Consider the following 15495-nt stretch of genomic DNA (forward strand, 5'->3'; position numbering starts at 1 on the left):
CATCCGCCCTCGATCTGCCCTATGGTTGGACGAGCCCGGAGCACCGCGTCCCGCTCCGAGCAGGCTACGAAACCCCACGTCGTGCTGCACCGCGCCGTGGCATCCCCCGGAGGTGCAGCCTGTGAACGGTGACGATCCGATCGTCGCGCAGCCGAGCCGTCGCGACGCGCGTCGTGCCGAGGAAGCCGCCCGAGGCCGTCGCGCCGCCGCGCCGGTGCCGCCGGTGGCGCCGGTGGCGAAGGCCACCGCCGCCGCTTCCGCGGCGCCCGCGTTCGCGCGCGTGACCACCGCGTCGCGGGGCACCCGCCGGGCCGGGCCCATGCGCGTCCTCGCGACCGTGCTGGTGGTGCCGGCGATCGTCGGCACCGTGGCCCTGCCCGCCTACGCGTTCGCGCCGGGCAACGAGGGCTTCGGCGGAGCGACGGCGTTCCGCGACGCCGTGACCGGGGCCCAGGAGCTCGACGTGTCGGCGCTGGCGAGCAACGCGCCGCTGTCGTCCGATGCGTACACGGTCACCACGAAGGCCGAGATCGACCGCCTCGCCGAGGAGGCCGAAGCGGCGTCGTGGGCGTCGAACATCAACCGCGGCGGCGCGTACTACACGCCCGCCCAGCAGGCACCGGGCGACGACTACCCCTGGTGGAACGAGACGCCCGACGACTACGGCGGGGGCCTGTCGCCGCTCCGCTACTACTTCCGCGAGTGCGTCGACTTCGTCGCGTGGCGGCTCAACCGCGACGCGGGCGTGACGTCGGCGCCGTGGAAGTGGGACTGGGCGAACCTCGCCTCCGGCAGCGCGTGGGCGTGGGCCGACGAGTGGGTGCGCCACGGCTGGGCGACCAGCAACACGCCGATCGTCGGTTCGGTCGCGTGGTTCCCGTACAACCACGTCGCGTACGTGCAGTCGGTGAACTCCGACGGCACGGTCACGATCGAGGAGTACAACCAGAACAGCGACCACTCGTACCACGTGCGGACCATCCCCGCAGGATCGGCGCTGTTCCTCTACCCGCCGGCCTGACCGGCGACGCCGCTACACCCGCGCGAGGCATCCCGGCGCCGGCGTCGCGACCGTGGCGACCACGCGCTGCGGCACGCCCGCGTCGTCGAGCGCGACGATCGCGATCGAGTCGGACTGCTGGTCGGCGACCAGCAGGTGCCGCTCGTCGTGCGTGAGCTGCAGGTCGCGCGGGTGGCGCCCGCCGGTCGGCAGGGTCGCCACGTGCTCGAGCCGGGCGGCGGATGCGTCGAAGCGCAGCGCCTGCACCGCGTCGAGCGCGCGGTCGCCGATGAGCACGATGCCGCCCCGGGTCAGGCGGATCGCCGAGGCGCCCAGGTCGGAGACCACGGGCTCGCCGAGCGCCGCCACGGCGCGCTCTTCGCCCGTCGTCAGGTCGAACACGCTCGCGGTGCGGTCGAGCTCGTCGGCGACGATCGCGAGGTCGTCGGCGACGACGAGGTGGCGCGGGCCGGAGCCGGGCCGAGCGTGCAGGTCGGCGGCCTCGTCGTGGACGAGGCGCCCGGACACGAGCCGCAGCACGCGGATGCGGTCGGCGCCGAGGTCGGGCACCAGGAACCGGTCGCGCGCGGCGTCGAACACGACCTGGTGCGGGTGCGACGCCTCCTGCCGGGCACGGTTCGGGCCCTCACCGGCGAAGTCGAGCGCGGAGACGAGCGCGGCGGTGCCGTCGGCGTCCGCGGCCGCGCGATGGGCCGTCACCCGGCTCCCCGAGTAGTTCGCCGTGAGCACGAGGTCGCCCGCCGGCGCGAAGGCCACGTGGCAGGGATCGGCGCCGCCCGTCGCTGCGGCGGCGGCCAGCAGGCGCACGTCCTCGCCCGCGACCGTCCACGTTGAGACGAGTCCGTCGGCGAGTTCGTGCACGATGGCGAGCGTGCCGTCGCGCCACGCGAGGTACATCGGGTTCGGTCCGACCTCGACCGGCTCCCCGAGCGTCGCAGCGCCGTCGGGCGCGACGTCGAGCGTGCGGATGCCCCGGGCCGCCGACCCGATCGCGCCGAGCGTCGACGCCCCCACCCAGAACCTCGTGCCCTCGCCCATGCCGTGCCGCTCCCGTCCTGTCCGTACGACGATCGAATTCCGCCCGAACCGAGGATCGCGGGCGCGACCGCAGCGAGAAGGCTATCGTTCCGTGCCGGTAGACTCGTGCGGTCAGCCTCTGTAGCTCAATGGAAGAGCAGTTCCGTCCTAAGGAAAGGGTTGGGGGTTCGAGTCCCTCCAGGGGCACATCGAGGCGATTCTCACTGCCGGGGGCACCCCCGCGTCGCTACCATGACGGCATGGCCGAGCAGCCCGCCGACGTCGACGCCTACCTCGCGACCTTCCCGCCGGAGGTCGCGGCCCGGCTCCAGCGCGTGCGCGCCGCGATCCACGACGTGCTGCCGGATGCGCCGGAGAAGATGCGGTACGGCATCGCCGCGGTGCAGGTCGGCGGCCGCTACTGGCTGCACTTCGCGGGGTGGAAGCGGCACATCGGGCTCTACCCGGTGCCGCGGGCCGACGGGGAGCTCGAGGCGGACATCGCGCCGTGGCGTGCCGCGAAGGACACCGTGAACCTCCCGCACGACCGCGACCTGCCGATCGAGCTGATCCGGCGGATCACGCAGCTCGTCGTCGACCGGCAGGCGGCCGCGGTCGAGGCATCCGCCTCCGAGGCATCCGACACGCCCTCGTAACACGGCGGTGGCAGACTCGACCGCGATGTCCAGCCCCGTCGCCTCCCAGCCCGCAGTCGCGATCGCCCTCGGCGACCTCGACGACCCCCGTGTCCTCCGCCTCCTCGAGGACCACCTCGCCGACATGCACGCCACCTCGCCCGCCGAGAGCGTGCACGCGCTCGACGTGACCGGCCTGAAGGATCCGCGCGTCACGTTCTGGGCGCTCGCCGACGGCGACGCCGTCCTGGGCTGCGTCGCGCTGAAGGAGCTCGACGCCGGCCACGGCGAGCTGAAGTCGATGCGCACGGATGCCTCGGCCCGCGGCCGTGGCTTCGGCGGCCTGCTGCTCGCCCACGTGCTCGAGGAGGCGCGCGGCCGGGGATACGCGCGGGTGAGCCTCGAGACCGGGTCGCAGGAGTTCTTCGCGCCCGCCCGCTCGCTGTACGCGAAGGCGGGCTTCGCCGAGTGCGGGCCGTTCGCCGACTACCGGCTCGACCCGCTGAGCGTGTTCATGACGCTCGACCTCGACGCCGCTCGCTGAGCGATCCGGCCTGACCACGGCCGTCCTCCCCGGACACGGCCCCTCCTCCCCGGACAGGGGAAGCGGGGCGCGCTCTGGCGGACGCGCCCCGCGGGGGAGCCGGCCGGGGGCACGACCCGGCCGGCGGCTCAGAGCCGGCCGCTCGTTCCCGACCAGCCGAGGAGGTAGGCCCGGGCGTTCTCGTCGAGGCGCACCGGGAAGTGGGGGACGGGCTCGGTCTCGCGGTCGGTGAGGTCGAGGATGCGGCGCACCACCGGCCGGCGCAGCGGCGCCTCGGGCCGCTCGAGGATCTCGCGGCGCAGCGGCGCCTCGAGCCGGTGCCACCATTCGGCGATGGGCGGGATGGCGGTGAGGCCGGTCGGGATCGTCGTCGTGGTGGTCCGGGGCGCGGGTTCCAGCAGGGTGGTCATTGCGCGGGCTCCTCGTGGGTCTCGCCGGTGTCCTGCGGATCCGGAGATGACATGTCGTCTCCTCGGTCGGTCGGGGCGGTCGGCGTCGCTCGTGCACGACCGCACGTCCAAGCTAGGCGGCGGGTGCCCCGGCGCCATGGGGATTGACCCGGGGCCGAGCGGCTGCTACCCGGGGCTGTCGGCGGCGGCCCGACGCGGGCAGGATGGACGGATGGACCTGCCGGTGATGCCGCCGCTCAAGCCGATGCTCGCCAAGCCCGTGACGTCGATCCCCGACATCGGGCACGTGGAGCCGAAGTGGGACGGCTTCCGCACGATCGTGTTCCGCGACGGCGACGAGGTCGTCCTCGGCAGTCGCAACGAGAAGCCGATGACGCGGTACTTCCCCGAACTCGTCGAATCGCTGCGCGAGCACCTCCCGCGTCGCTGCGTGGTCGACGGGGAGATCATCCTCGCCGTCGACGGGCGGCTCGAGTTCGAGGTCCTCCAGCAGCGCATCCACCCGGCGGCGAGCCGGGTGAAGCTGCTCGCCGAGCAGACGCCCGCCTCGTTCGTGGCGTTCGACCTGCTCGCGATCGACGACGACGACCTGATGGGCGTGCCCTTCGGCGAACGGCGCCAGCGGTTGGTCGCGGCGCTGGACGGGGCATCCGACCCGGTGTTCGCGACGCCCGCGACGGCCGATGCCGCCGTCGCCGCCGAGTGGTTCACCCGGTTCGAGGGCGCCGGCCTCGACGGGGTGATCGCGAAGCCGCTCGACGGCGTCTACCAGCCCGACAAGCGCGTCATGTTCAAGGTGAAGCACGACCGCACGGCGGACTGCGTCGTCGCCGGGTTCCGCTGGCACAAGACCGGGCCGATCGTGGGGTCGCTGCTGCTCGGCCTCTGGGGCGACGACGGGCGGCTGCACCACGTGGGGGTGGCGGCGTCGTTCCCGATGGCGCGGCGGGCGAGCCTCGTCGAGGAGCTCGAGCCGTTGCGCGCCGTCGAGCCCGGCACGCACCCGTGGGGGAGTGGGCCGACCAGGCGGCGCACGCGCAGACCCGGATGCCGGGGGCGGTGAGCCGGTGGAGCGCCGGCAAGGACCTCTCGTTCGTGCCGCTGCGCCCCGAGCTCGTCGTCGAGGTCGCGTACGACCAGATGGAGGGGGACCGGTTCCGGCATACCGCGCAGTTCCGGCGGTGGCGGCCCGACCGCGACCCGCGGAGCTGCACCTACGAGCAGCTCGAGTCGCCCGACGGCCTCGACCTGGCGGAGATCCTGCCGCTGCGCGGCTGAGCGCGGCCGGGGACTCGGTGCGCTCCGCCGTCGCCGTCAGAGCACCGCGCGCAGCCCCGCCGACAGCGCGGTGTGGTGCTCGAACACGAGGTTCGTCTCGGTGAGTGCGACGGCCGGGTTCGCCGAGAGGTTCTTCAGCACGAACTGGCGCACGTGCTCGCTGTCGCGCACGCGGACGTGGATGAGGAAGTCCTCGGTGCCGCCGAGGAAGAAGAGCTGCGCGACCTCGGGCTCGCGGCGCAGCTCGTCGGAGATCTGCTCCATGAGGTGACGGGCGCCGGGTCGGATGCGCACGCTGACGAGCGCCTGGAGGGTGAACCCGAGGGCGGCGGGGTTGATCTCGGCGGTGTACCGCACGATCACGCCGCGCTCCCGGAGGGAGCGGACCCGGGCGAGGCAGGTCGAGGGCGAGATGCCCACGGCGCGGGCGAGGTCGACGTTCGGGATGCGGGCGTTGTCGTGGAGCCGGGCGATGATCTGCCGGTCGACCTCGTCGAGGTCGCCGGGGCCGGCGGGTGCTGGGCTGATCTGCGGTGCGTCGGGCATTGCTGGGGCTCCTGCCGAACGAATGGATGATGCATCCGTACGCTACCGAATTCTATGCGGTGAATCTATACATCCGGCGAACACGCGAGGACCATTGACAGGTACCCCGCGCGAACGATCGCCGCGGACGACCCGCCAACGGAGGCCGCCATGCACGTCGGAGTGCCCGCAGAGATCAAGAACAACGAGTTCCGCGTCGCCATCACCCCCGCCGGCGTGCACGCGTTCGCGCAGCGCGGGCACCGCGTCGACGTGCAGGCGGGCGCCGGGCTCGGTGCCGGCTATACCGACGACGACTACCGCGAGGCGGGCGCCCGCATCGTCGACACCGCGGCCGAGGCGTGGTCGGCCGAGCTCGTGCTGAAGGTGAAGGAGCCGATCGAGCAGGAGTACGGGTTCCTCCGCGAGGACCTCACCCTCTTCACCTACCTGCACCTCGCGGCCGACCTGCCGCTGACGCGCGCGATCCTCGACTCCGGCGTCACCGCCATCGCCTACGAGACCGTGCAGCTGCCCGACCGCTCGCTGCCGCTGCTCACCCCGATGAGCGAGGTCGCCGGCCGGCTCGCGCCGCAGGTCGGCGCCGCGTCGCTGCACGCCTCGAAGGGCGGCCGCGGCGTGCTGCTCGGCGGCGTGCCCGGCACGTCGCCTGCGAAGGTCGTCGTCATCGGCGGCGGCGTCGCCGGCGAGGAGGCCGCGGCGACCGCGCTCGGCCTCGGCGCCGACGTGACGGTGTTCGACATCTCGCTGCCGAAGCTCCGCGAGCTCGACGCGCGGTACGGCCACCACATCAAGACGCTCGCCTCGTCGCCGTACGAGGTCGCCCGCCAGGTGAAGGACGCCGACCTCGTGATCGGCGCGGTCCTCGTGCCCGGCGCGGCCGCGCCGAAGGTCGTCACCGACGCGATGGTCGCGACCATGAAGCCGGGCGCGGTCCTCGTCGACATCGCGATCGACCAGGGCGGATGCTTCGAGGGCTCGCACCCCACCACCCACGCCGAGCCGACCTACCGGGTGCACGACGCGATCTTCTACTGCGTCGCCAACATGCCCGGCGCCGTGCCGGCGACCTCGACGCCCGCGCTCACGAACGCGACGCTGCCCTACGCGGTGAAGATCGCCGACCTCGGCTGGCAGGCGGCGCTCGCCGAGGACGCGGCGCTCGCGAAGGGCCTGAACGCGACCGGCGGGCGCCTCACGAACGAGGGCGTCGCGAAGGCGCACGGGCTGGAGCTCGCGACGGCGTAGCCGTCGCCGGCCGGGCCGGCCGCGCGGCCGGCGGCGACGGCGACGGAGGCGCCGGCAACGGAGGCGCCGGGGTCAGCCCTCGCCGACGACGAGCGGCAGGCCCGCGCGGTACCAGGCCACGATGCCGCCGTCGACGTTCACCGCGTCGACGCCCTGCGCCTCGAGGTACTGCGTCGCCTGCGCGCTGCGCCCGCCCACGTGGCAGAGCACGTACACCGTGCGGTCGCGCGGCACCTCGTCGAGGCGGGCCACGAGCTCGCCCAGCGGGATGTGCTGCGCCTCCTCGAGGCGCGCCTGCGCCAGCTCGCCGGCCTCGCGGACGTCGAGGATGTGCGGGTCGGCGACGGCGTGGACCGCGGCGGGGGTGGTCGACTTCATGCCCACAGGCTAGGCAATGCCCGTCGGTGCTCCAAGTCGGCCGGTGGCCGAATCGGCGCATCGCGGCGGGAATGCGCCGGATCGGGCCGATCCGCACGTATCCTCTCCGTGTGCAGCGGCCCGACCGGAACGACGAGGCGGAGGAGCTCCTCCCCGCCGAGACCGACGATGCGGCCGACGACCTGACCCCGGAACCCATGCTCGATCACATCGCACCCGACAGCCTCAGCACCGGCGACCCCGCGGCCGTGCCCGGCAACATCGCCGACCCCGCGCGGCGGCGCTGGCACGCCGAGCTCGCGGCACTCGGCGGCCGATCGCCCCTGACCCGCTTCGACGACAGCCCCCGCACGCGCATCGAGCTCTCGACGACGCATCCGGGCGGGCTGCCGCAGTTCATCACCGGCAAGTCGACCCTGCTGTCGAGCCTCATCCGAGACGAGCTCGCGCTGCGGAACGCGAAGCTCGCGGCCGCCGAGATCACGCAGAAGGGCATCGAGCTGCGGAGCGTCCGCGGCATCGAGTCGGTGCACCTCGCGATCGGCCTCGCGTCGTGGCGGAACGACGGCGAGGAGTTCCTCGCGCCCGTGCTGCTGCGCCCGCTCGCGATCCGCCGCTACGGGCGCGACTTCGAGCTGAAGCTCAAGGGGCAGCCGTTCCTCAACCCGGCGCTCGCGCGCGAGCTGCACGACCAGTTCCGCATCACGCTCGACGCCGACGCCTTCGTCGCGCTCGCCGTGTCGAACGGCGTGTTCAAGCCGCAGCCCGTCATCGACCGGCTGCGCGGGCTCACCTCGCACCTGCCGTGGTTCCGCGTGGTGCCGCGCCTCGTGGTGTCGAGCTTCGCCGAGGTCGGGCCCGACCTGGCCGCCGACGCCATCCGCCTCGACCATCCGGTGATCGACGCCGTCGCCGGCAACCCGAGCGCACGCTCGGCGCTCGCGCGCCGGCCCCACCCGGTGCCGACCGTGCCGCAGGACGAGCGCCCGCCGCAGGGCGACCGGCTGCTCCTCGACGCCGACCCCGAGCAGGAGCAGGCCGTCGCGCAGATCGAGGCCGGCGGCTCGCTCGTCGTGAAGACGCTTCCCGGCACCGGCGGCACGCAGACCATCGTGAACGCGGTCGGCGCGCTCGTCGCGAAGGACCGCCGCGTCCTCGTCGTCGGCGCGCGCCGGTCGAGCCTCGACGGCATCGCGCACCGCCTCGCGCAGGTGGGCCTCGGCGGTGCCGCCGTGACGACCGCGGGCCTGCGCCGCGAGCTCATCCAGTCGATCTCCCGGAACGAGAAGGCCGAGCGGCCGCGCGTGGCCGACGTCGACGACGCGCTCGTCCGGCTGCGGAAGGTGCTCGTCGACTACCGCTCGGCCTTGGCACGCCGCGACCCGGCCCTGCACGCCTCCGTGCTCGACGCACTCGGCGAGCTGTCGCGCCTCTCGCTGCTGCCCGAGTCGCCGCAGACGACCGCGCGGCTCGACCACGCGTGCCTCGTCGCCACTGCGGCCGGCCGCGACCACGTCGCGCGCGACCTCGTGCGCGCGGCCGCGCTCGGCGAGTTCAAGTACGGCCCGGGCGACTCGCCCTGGTACGGGGCCGAGTTCGCGACGGCCGAGGAGTCCGCGGCCGCGCACGACCTCGCGAAGCGGCTCGCCCGCACCGACCTGCCGCGCCTGCTCGACCGCGGTCGCACGCTGATCGGGCAGACCCGGCTCCGGTCGTTCGAGTCGGTCGCCGAGCTCGGCGTCTTCCTCCGGCTGCTCCTCGACGTGCGCGACACGCTCGACCGGTTCCGCCCGTCGGTGTACGACCGCCCGCTCGGCGAGCTCATCGCCGCCACCGGGTCGCGCCGCGACAGCGAGGGCATGTCGGGATCGAACCGCCGGCGGCTGCGGCGGCTGGCACTGGAGTACGTTCGCCCCGGCGTGCACGTCTCCGACCTGAACGAGGCGCTCCGGGGCATCCAGCAGCAGCGGACGCTCTGGCAGCGCTACTCCGACGCGGGCGCCGTACCGGCCGTGCCGGTCGGCATCGACGACGTCCACGTCGCGTACCGCACGCTCGGCGCCGACCTCGCCCTCCTCGACGGTCCGCTCGGCGTCGCCGGCACGCCGCGGCAGCTCGCCGCCCGCCCGGTGCGGGAGCTGACCGCGCTGCTCGACGGCCTCGCCGCCGAATCCGAGGTGCTGGCGAACCTGCAGGAGCGCACGGCCCTGCTCGGCAAGCTCCGCGCGCTCGGCCTCGACCCGCTGCTCGTCGACCTGTCGAAGCGGCACGTGCCCGAGCGGAATGTCGCCGACGAGCTCGAACTCGCCTGGTGGCAGTCGATGCTCGAGGCATCCCTCGCCTCCGACACGGCGCTCCTCGGCGCGAACACGCAGGTGCTCGACCGGCTCGAGGCCGACCTCCGGCTCGTCGACGAGGCGCACGCCTCGGCGAGCGGCCCGATGCTCGCGTGGCAGCTCGCCGAGAACTGGAAGGTGGCGCTCGTCGACCACCCCGAGGAGGCCGCGCAGCTCAAGCGACTGCTCCGCGGCGACCGGGTGAGCCCGGCGCAGCTGCACGCCGAGGCGCCGCAGCTGTTCCGCACGCTCGCACCGATCTGGCTGGCGTCGCCGTACGACGTGTGCGCCATCGACGACGCCATCGAGTTCGACACGGTCGTGCTCGTCGACGCCGGCGCGACGACGTTCGCCGAGAACCTCGGCGCGATCCGCCGCGCCCGGCAGGTGATCGCGTTCGGCGACCCGGTGACGCAGACCCCGACGCCGTTCGAGACCGGCATCGCCGACGAGCCCGCCGACCACGCGTCGACGGCGCCGACCGAGCACGGCGTCGACGCCCTGCACGCCGACTCGGCGCTCGCGCGCCTCGGCGAGCTCCTGCCGACGCTGACGCTCACCCGCAGCTACCGCGCGGGCGGCGAGGACCTCGCCGAGCTCGTGAACCGCCGCTTCTACGGCGGGCGCATCTCCTCGCTGCCGTGGGCGGGGTCGTTCCTCGGGCACGGCAGCCTGGGCCTGCACTACGTCGACGGCAACGGCCTGCCCGACTCGCACACCGGCACGGTTGAGAGCGTCGATGCCGAGGTGGGCAAGGTCGTCGAACTCGTCATGGAGCACGCGGTGAAGCGGCCGCGCGAGTCGCTCATGGTGATCACGGCGAGCACCCGGCACGCGGCGCGCGTGCACCAGTCGGTGCTCGCCGCGTTCGCGAAGCGCACCGACCTCTCCGACTTCATCCTGAAGGACCGCGCCGAGCCGTTCACCGTGCTCACGCTCGAGCAGGCGGTCGCGCAGAGCCGCGACCGGGTCATCTTCTCGGTCGGCTACGGGCGCACGCCGCACGGACGCCTGCTGTCGAGCTTCGGCCCGCTCGGCCAGCCCGGCGGCGACCGGCTGCTCGCGGTCGCGATGACCCGCGCCCGCCGCTCGATGGACCTGGTGTCGGCGTTCCGGCCCGAGCACATCGACGAGGCCCGGCAGTCGCACGGCGTGCTCGCGCTCGCGCAGGTGCTCGAGCAGGCGGAGGAGCGCCAGGCGCAGGAGCGGCGGTCGCTCGACGGCAGCGAGCCGGCCGGCGACCCGGCCATCGCGGGCGCCATGCTCGCCGACCTCGCGTCGCGACTCGAGCGTCGCGGCGTCCGCGTCCGGCTCGGCTACCGCGGCCGGATCGCGCTCGCGGCCGCGCACGCGGGCCGCGCGGTCGTGGTCGAGACGGATGCCACCCTCGCGGGCCAGAGCCTGCGCGAGTCGCTGCGGCTCCGGCCCGACGTGCTGCGTCGCCTGGGCTGGCACTACCTGCGGGTGCACAGCTTCGAGCTGTTCGGCAACCCCGACGCGGTCGCGACGCGGGTCGCGAGCCTGCTCGGCAAGGCCGAGGCCGAGCCCGACCCCGTGCGCGGCGCGCGCGCGTCGTGATCGCGCGCACCACGGGCGACGACGAGGCGGATGCCCCGGGCGGGGCCGAGCCGACGCCGCCGCGCCAGCGCGTGGAGCGTGCCGGCGGACGCTCGCGCCGAGCGCGGCTGACCCCGGCGCCGGGCACCGATCCGTCGCCGGAGGCGGCGGTGCCGGGCGCGCACGAGCCCGATGCGGCGACGCCTCGGAAGGGCCGCGGTTCGCCCGACGACGACCGGATCACCCGGGAGCGGCCGCCGCACTGGTGAGGCGGGCCGCTCGCGGCGCTACTCGCGGTGCGTGCCGCCGCCGGTGCGCTCGGCCGCGAGCAGGTCGCGGATCTCGGCGAGCACGGTGAGCTCGCTCTCGGGCTCGTCGGGATCGGGTGCGCCCGCCTTGCGCTTGGCCTCGGTGCGCTCCTTCAGGGTGTTCATGGGCAGCACGAACACGAAGTAGACGACGAGCGCGACGACGAGGAACGAGATGATCGCGCCGAGGATGGCGCCGAACTTCAGGTAGGCGGTCTCGCCGCTCAGCGTCGGGATCGGCAGCGCGAGTGCCGAGTCGAGGCTGTCGGCCTGGAACACCGCACCGATCAGCGGGTTGATCAGGTTGTTCACGATCGAGTTGACCACCGAGGTGAACGCGGCGCCGATGACGACCGCGACCGCCAGTTCGATGACGTTCCCCCGGAGGATGAATTCCTTGAATCCCTTGAGCACTGCGTTTCCCCGTTCGCCGGTGTCCATACGTCTAGGCCACGCTAGCCGAGGAGCCGCCGGCGCTCGACCCGGAGGAACCCGAGCCCGAGGAGCCCGAGGACGACGAGGACCCCGAGGACGACGAGGAGCCCGAGCCGGAGGAGCCGGACGAGGACGACCCCGACGACGACCCGCCGCCCGACGACGACCCGCCGCCCGACGACCCGCTGCCCGACCGCGAGTCGGTGCGGTAGAAGCCCGACCCGTTGAACGTGACGCCGATCGTGTTGAACAGCTTCCGCAGCCGTCCGCCGCACGCGTCGCACGTGGTGAGCGCGTCGTCGCTGAAGGCCTGGTGGATGTCGAAGGCGTTGCCGCACTCGGTGCAGCGGTAGGAGTAGGTGGGCATGGGGGCTTCCTGCTGGGTGCTCGGGGAGGCCGCGCCCGGCGGCGCGGTCAGAACGCGATGATGCGCGTCGGCGTGACGACCCCGTTCACCGGCTGGTCGTGACGCTCGCGGGGCACGGACTCGACGAACTCGGGATCGAAGACGACGGCGTACACCGGAGGACATTTTCCCATCGATCCGAGGGTCTTGTCGAAATAGCCGCGACCCCAGCCGAGGCGCATGCCCGTGCGGTCGATCGCCGCGGCGGGGACGAGGATGAGGTCGACGTCGTTGATCGCCATCGGCCCGAGCAGTTCGCCGTCGGCGTGCGGCACCCCGTGCAGGCCGACCGACTCGGTCTGCTCCTCGCCGACGGTCCAGTCGAGCAGGCCGTCCTCGCGGGTGATGGGGAAGAGCACGCGGATGCCCCGCGCCTCCGCCCAGTTCACGAACGGGCGGGTGTCGGGCTCGGAGGGCATCGACAGGTAGCACGACAGCGACTCCGCGCCCGTCGTGCCGACGAGTTCCTGCAGCCGGGAGGTGAAGCCGGCGGTCGCGACCTCGCGCTCGTGCGCGGGCATCACCTGTCGCCGCTCGCGGAGCTCGGCGCGCAGGATCCGCTTCTGGACGTCGGGATCGGCGGGCATGGCGACATCCTACGGCGGCCGGCGCGGCTCGTCCCGGGCGCCGACACGAGCCCGTCACACGTCCGTCATCCGTCGGCCGTTCCCGGATTCGGGCCGGCCGCTACGCTTGGGCCATGACGCAACGGATCACGAAAGCGGTCATTCCCGCTGCCGGTCTCGGCACCAGATTCCTGCCCGCCACCAAGGCCATGCCGAAGGAGATGCTCCCGGTCGTGGACAAGCCGGCCATCCAGTACGTGGTCGAGGAGGCCGTCGCCGCCGGCCTCGACGACGTCCTGATGATCATCGGCCGCAACAAGAACGCCCTCGCCAACCACTTCGACCGGGTCACCGAGCTCGAGGAGACCCTCGAGGCCAAGGGCGACGAGTCGAAGCTCGAGCGAGTGAAGGAGTCGAGCGCCCTCGCCGACGTGCACTTCGTGCGCCAGGGCGACCCGCGCGGCCTCGGCCACGCCGTGCTGCGCGCCCGCAAGCACGTCGGGAACGAGTCGTTCGCCGTCCTCCTCGGCGACGACCTCATCGACGCCCGGGACCCGCTCCTCACCCGCATGCTCGACGAGCACGACGCCCGCGGCGCGACCGTCGTCGCGCTGCTCGAGGTCGACCCCGACTCGATCCACATGTACGGCGCCGCCGAGGTCGAGCCGACCGACGACCCCGACGTGGTCCGCATCACCGGGCTCGTCGAGAAGCCCGCGAAGGAGGATGCGCCGTCGAACTACGCGGTCATCGGCCGGTACGTGCTCAAGCCGGAGGTGTTCGACGTGCTCGAGCGCACGAAGCCGGGCAAGGGCGGCGAGATCCAGCTCACCGACGCCCTGATGGAGATGGCGGGCGACGTGGAGGGCACCGGCGGCGTGTACGGCGTCGTCTTCCGCGGCCGCCGCTACGACACCGGCGACAAGCTCGACTACATCAAGGCCGTCGTGCAGCTCGCCGCGGACCGCGACGACCTCGGCGCCGACCTGCTGGCGTGGCTGGGCGGGTTCGTGCAGTCCCGAACCGAAGGCTGAGATGCCGCCGAGTCCGGTACCGACGCTCCGCGACGGCGACGTCGTCCTCCGGCCCATCCGGGCCCGCGACGCCAAGCCGCTGGAGCGCATCCTCCTCGACAACCGCGCCTGGTTGCGGCAATGGGAGGCGACGTACCCCGGTGGCGGCTCGGCCATCGACACGAAGGGGAGCATCCGGAACCTGCTCGCGCACGCGCGGGCAGGTTCCGCCCTCCCGTTCCTGATCGAGGCCGACGGCGAGCTCGTCGGCCAGCTCAACGTGTCGTCGATCACCCACGGATCCCTCTCGTCGGCGACGATCGGCTACTGGGTGACCCGGGAGGTCGCCGGCCGCGGCATCACGCCCACGGCGGTCGCGCTCGCGACCGACTACTGCTTCCAGGTGCTCCGCCTGCACCGGATGGAGATCTGCATCCGGCCCGAGAACGGGCCGTCGCTGCGCGTGGTCGAGAAGCTCGGCTTCCGCTACGAGGGGCTCCGCCGGCGGTACATCCACATCAACGGCGCGTGGGCCGACCACTACGCGTTCGCGCTCGTCGCCGAGGAGGTGCGCCGCGGGGTGCTCGCCCGGTGGCGCGACGGGGAGGCGCCGCCGGAGGCCGCGCGCATCCCGCCGGCCGACCGGGATGCCGCCGTGCACCCACTTCGGGTGTCCGATCGCTGACACGCCCACGACGATTGGAGACGTGCGGCGCGCGTCCCCTAGCGTTGACGCATGGACGTGATCGGCGGGGGAGTGCTCATGGCCGCCGCTGCGGTCCTGTGGGTCGCGTACCTCCTGCCGACCTGGCTGCGGCGTCGCCAGTACCTCGCGACCGAGCGGAACGCGGTGCGGCTGCAGCAGACGCTGCGCATCCTCGCGGAGACCTCCGAGACGCCCGAGCCGGTGCGCCTCGAGGCCACTGCGCGCGAGATCGCCACGCAGCAGCGCATCCTGCACGAGCACGAGGAGACCGCTCGGCTCGAGGCCGAGGCCGCCGAGCAGCTCGCGATCGCCGAGCGCATCGCGGCCGAGGAGGCGGCGCGGACCGCACGTGAGCTCGCGACGCGCGCGCTCGCGACCCAGCCCATCGACGTGATCCCGACGGCGGCGACGGATGGCTCGCCCGTGACGGATGCCCCGGGCACGGTGTCGGCACCGGCCGGAGGCGACGCCCGAGACGTGCGTCGACGGCTCCGCCGCCAGCGCGGGCGTCGGTCGCTGCTGCTCCTGGCGGCCCTGCTGACCCTCGTCACCGGCCTCGTCGGGCTCGCCTTCGGCCTGTCGCCCGTCGTGGCGGTCGCCGGTGCCGTCGGCGTCGTCGTCGGGTTCGCCGAGCTGGCGCGCCTCGCGCGGGTCGGCCGTCGACTCTTGCCGACGCCGGCCGCGGTCGTGCGCCCCGAGGCGGTGCCCTTCGAGCCGATCGAGTTCGTCGAGCCCGAGGCATCCGCGGAGGAGGCCGAGCCCGGCTGGGTGCCGGAGCCGCTGCCGCGGGCGCTGCACCTGTCGCGCGGCACCATCGCCGCCGCGGCGATGGCGTCGATCGAGGCCGCGGAGCAGCTGCGCCGCGCCGAGGTCGAGTCCGAGCTGGCGAAACGGGCCGCCGAGCTCGCGCCGGAGCCCGTTCGGATCCAGCCGCGTCCCGCGGAGGAACCCGCCGCCGAGGCCCCGGCCGCGGAGGCCGCGCCGGCCAGCCCGTACGCGCGCATGGGCATCGTCGGCGACACGACGCCCGGCTTCGACGACCTCGACGCCGTGTTCCGTCGCCGCCGCGAAGCGGTCTGACGATCCCCGCC

16 protein-coding genes, 1 tRNA gene and 1 pseudogene are annotated in these 15495 nt (G+C 73.7%); 11 read left to right on the forward strand and 7 right to left on the reverse strand.

Annotated features, from left to right (window positions below):
• Window positions 1-121 precede the first annotated feature (121 nt).
• Entirely contained in the window at window positions 122-1021 is a 900-nt protein-coding gene (locus ACGGZK_RS09465; protein ID WP_395246001.1) for a CHAP domain-containing protein, read from the forward strand.
• A gap of 12 nt (window positions 1022-1033) precedes the next feature.
• Here ACGGZK_RS09465 and ACGGZK_RS09470 read toward each other — a convergent pair whose 3' ends face one another.
• Complete coding sequence (locus ACGGZK_RS09470) at window positions 1034-2059, reverse strand: lactonase family protein (protein ID WP_395246002.1); 1026 nt, start codon at window positions 2057-2059, stop codon at window positions 1034-1036.
• Window positions 2060-2173: 114 nt separating this feature from the next.
• On the opposite strand from ACGGZK_RS09470, the gene ACGGZK_RS09475 reads away from it, so the two are divergent.
• From ACGGZK_RS09475 to ACGGZK_RS09485, 3 genes are all read left to right on the forward strand, one after another.
• Window positions 2174-2245 (forward strand) — tRNA-Arg (locus ACGGZK_RS09475).
• Between the two features lie 53 nt (window positions 2246-2298).
• Window positions 2299-2694 carry an iron chaperone gene (locus tag ACGGZK_RS09480; protein WP_395246003.1) on the forward strand — a complete coding sequence of 132 codons (396 nt, stop codon included), beginning with the start codon at window positions 2299-2301 and terminating at the stop codon, window positions 2692-2694.
• 25 nt (window positions 2695-2719) lie between these two features.
• The gene (locus ACGGZK_RS09485; RefSeq protein WP_395246004.1) at window positions 2720-3217 is read left to right on the forward strand and encodes a GNAT family N-acetyltransferase; all 498 of its coding nucleotides are present in this window, start codon (window positions 2720-2722) and stop codon (window positions 3215-3217) included.
• Window positions 3218-3345: 128 nt separating this feature from the next.
• Here ACGGZK_RS09485 and ACGGZK_RS09490 read toward each other — a convergent pair whose 3' ends face one another.
• Window positions 3346-3627 (reverse strand): hypothetical protein, encoded by a 282-nt coding sequence (locus tag ACGGZK_RS09490; RefSeq protein WP_395246005.1) that lies wholly within the window; start codon window positions 3625-3627, stop codon window positions 3346-3348.
• Window positions 3628-3838: 211 nt separating this feature from the next.
• On the opposite strand from ACGGZK_RS09490, the pseudogene ACGGZK_RS09495 reads away from it, so the two are divergent.
• A pseudogene (locus ACGGZK_RS09495) lies at window positions 3839-4905 on the forward strand (ATP-dependent DNA ligase).
• A gap of 36 nt (window positions 4906-4941) precedes the next feature.
• Here the strand turns inward: ACGGZK_RS09495 and ACGGZK_RS09500 are convergent.
• Window positions 4942-5451, reverse strand: a complete 510-nt coding sequence (locus ACGGZK_RS09500; protein ID WP_395246006.1) for an Lrp/AsnC family transcriptional regulator — start codon at window positions 5449-5451, stop codon at window positions 4942-4944.
• 150 nt (window positions 5452-5601) lie between these two features.
• Between ACGGZK_RS09500 and ald the strand changes: the two genes are divergently transcribed.
• Window positions 5602-6699, forward strand: a complete 1098-nt coding sequence (gene ald, locus ACGGZK_RS09505) for an alanine dehydrogenase (protein ID WP_395246007.1) — start codon at window positions 5602-5604, stop codon at window positions 6697-6699.
• Window positions 6700-6771: 72 nt separating this feature from the next.
• Here the strand turns inward: ald and ACGGZK_RS09510 are convergent, their stop codons facing one another.
• Window positions 6772-7077: a rhodanese-like domain-containing protein gene (locus tag ACGGZK_RS09510; RefSeq protein ID WP_395246008.1), complete on the reverse strand. Its 306-nt coding sequence runs from the start codon at window positions 7075-7077 to the stop codon at window positions 6772-6774.
• 110 nt (window positions 7078-7187) lie between these two features.
• On the opposite strand from ACGGZK_RS09510, the gene ACGGZK_RS09515 reads away from it, so the two are divergent.
• Together ACGGZK_RS09515 and ACGGZK_RS09520 are read left to right on the forward strand one after the other, a co-directional pair.
• Entirely contained in the window at window positions 7188-10991 is a 3804-nt protein-coding gene (locus ACGGZK_RS09515) for an AAA family ATPase (protein WP_395246009.1), read from the forward strand.
• Window positions 10988-11239, forward strand: coding sequence for a hypothetical protein (locus tag ACGGZK_RS09520; RefSeq protein WP_395242429.1), 252 nt, complete (start codon window positions 10988-10990; stop codon window positions 11237-11239). Before ACGGZK_RS09515 ends, ACGGZK_RS09520 begins: the two co-directional genes overlap by 4 nt.
• A gap of 18 nt (window positions 11240-11257) precedes the next feature.
• Here the strand turns inward: ACGGZK_RS09520 and mscL are convergent, their stop codons facing one another.
• Genes mscL through ACGGZK_RS09535 form a run of 3 tightly spaced genes read right to left on the reverse strand, consistent with a single transcriptional unit; the run spans window position 11258 to window position 12706 of the window.
• Entirely contained in the window at window positions 11258-11692 is a 435-nt protein-coding gene (gene mscL / locus ACGGZK_RS09525; protein ID WP_395242430.1) for a large conductance mechanosensitive channel protein MscL, read from the reverse strand.
• A gap of 31 nt (window positions 11693-11723) precedes the next feature.
• A complete protein-coding gene (locus ACGGZK_RS09530; RefSeq protein ID WP_395242431.1) occupies window positions 11724-12080 on the reverse strand; it encodes an FmdB family zinc ribbon protein in 357 nt (118 codons plus the stop codon).
• A 47-nt stretch (window positions 12081-12127) separates the two neighbouring features.
• The gene (locus tag ACGGZK_RS09535; RefSeq protein WP_395242432.1) at window positions 12128-12706 is read right to left on the reverse strand and encodes a 5-formyltetrahydrofolate cyclo-ligase; all 579 of its coding nucleotides are present in this window, start codon (window positions 12704-12706) and stop codon (window positions 12128-12130) included.
• Between the two features lie 113 nt (window positions 12707-12819).
• On the opposite strand from ACGGZK_RS09535, the gene galU reads away from it, so the two are divergent.
• Genes galU through ACGGZK_RS09550 form a run of 3 tightly spaced genes read left to right on the forward strand, consistent with a single transcriptional unit; the run spans window position 12820 to window position 15484 of the window.
• Window positions 12820-13719, forward strand: coding sequence for a UTP--glucose-1-phosphate uridylyltransferase GalU (gene galU, locus ACGGZK_RS09540; protein ID WP_395242433.1), 900 nt, complete (start codon window positions 12820-12822; stop codon window positions 13717-13719).
• 1 nt (window position 13720) lies between these two features.
• Window positions 13721-14383 (forward strand): GNAT family N-acetyltransferase, encoded by a 663-nt coding sequence (locus tag ACGGZK_RS09545; RefSeq protein WP_395242434.1) that lies wholly within the window; start codon window positions 13721-13723, stop codon window positions 14381-14383.
• Between the two features lie 51 nt (window positions 14384-14434).
• A complete protein-coding gene (locus ACGGZK_RS09550; RefSeq protein WP_395242435.1) occupies window positions 14435-15484 on the forward strand; it encodes a hypothetical protein in 1050 nt (349 codons plus the stop codon).
• The last annotated feature ends 11 nt before the right edge of the window (window positions 15485-15495 follow it).

Source organism: Agromyces sp. MMS24-K17 (assembly GCF_043950245.1).
In the GTDB taxonomy this organism is placed as follows: Bacteria; Actinomycetota; Actinomycetes; order Actinomycetales; family Microbacteriaceae; genus Agromyces.

What these genes read in the sequence shown, in the direction of transcription:
- ACGGZK_RS09470 (WP_395246002.1), bottom strand. Translation starts at nt 2,059, where the DNA reads ATGGGCGAGGGCACGAGGTTCTGGGTGGGGGCGTCGACGCTCGGCGCG.
- ACGGZK_RS09480 (WP_395246003.1), top strand. Translation starts at nt 2,299, where the DNA reads ATGGCCGAGCAGCCCGCCGACGTCGACGCCTACCTCGCGACCTTCCCG.
- ACGGZK_RS09485 (WP_395246004.1), top strand. Translation starts at nt 2,720, where the DNA reads ATGTCCAGCCCCGTCGCCTCCCAGCCCGCAGTCGCGATCGCCCTCGGC.
- ACGGZK_RS09490 (WP_395246005.1), bottom strand. Translation starts at nt 3,627, where the DNA reads ATGACCACCCTGCTGGAACCCGCGCCCCGGACCACCACGACGACGATC.
- ACGGZK_RS09500 (WP_395246006.1), bottom strand. Translation starts at nt 5,451, where the DNA reads ATGCCCGACGCACCGCAGATCAGCCCAGCACCCGCCGGCCCCGGCGAC.
- ald (WP_395246007.1), top strand. Translation starts at nt 5,602, where the DNA reads ATGCACGTCGGAGTGCCCGCAGAGATCAAGAACAACGAGTTCCGCGTC.
- ACGGZK_RS09510 (WP_395246008.1), bottom strand. Translation starts at nt 7,077, where the DNA reads ATGAAGTCGACCACCCCCGCCGCGGTCCACGCCGTCGCCGACCCGCAC.
- ACGGZK_RS09530 (WP_395242431.1), bottom strand. Translation starts at nt 12,080, where the DNA reads ATGCCCACCTACTCCTACCGCTGCACCGAGTGCGGCAACGCCTTCGAC.
- ACGGZK_RS09535 (WP_395242432.1), bottom strand. Translation starts at nt 12,706, where the DNA reads ATGCCCGCCGATCCCGACGTCCAGAAGCGGATCCTGCGCGCCGAGCTC.
- galU (WP_395242433.1), top strand. Translation starts at nt 12,820, where the DNA reads ATGACGCAACGGATCACGAAAGCGGTCATTCCCGCTGCCGGTCTCGGC.
- ACGGZK_RS09545 (WP_395242434.1), top strand. Translation starts at nt 13,721, where the DNA reads ATGCCGCCGAGTCCGGTACCGACGCTCCGCGACGGCGACGTCGTCCTC.
- ACGGZK_RS09550 (WP_395242435.1), top strand. Translation starts at nt 14,435, where the DNA reads ATGGACGTGATCGGCGGGGGAGTGCTCATGGCCGCCGCTGCGGTCCTG.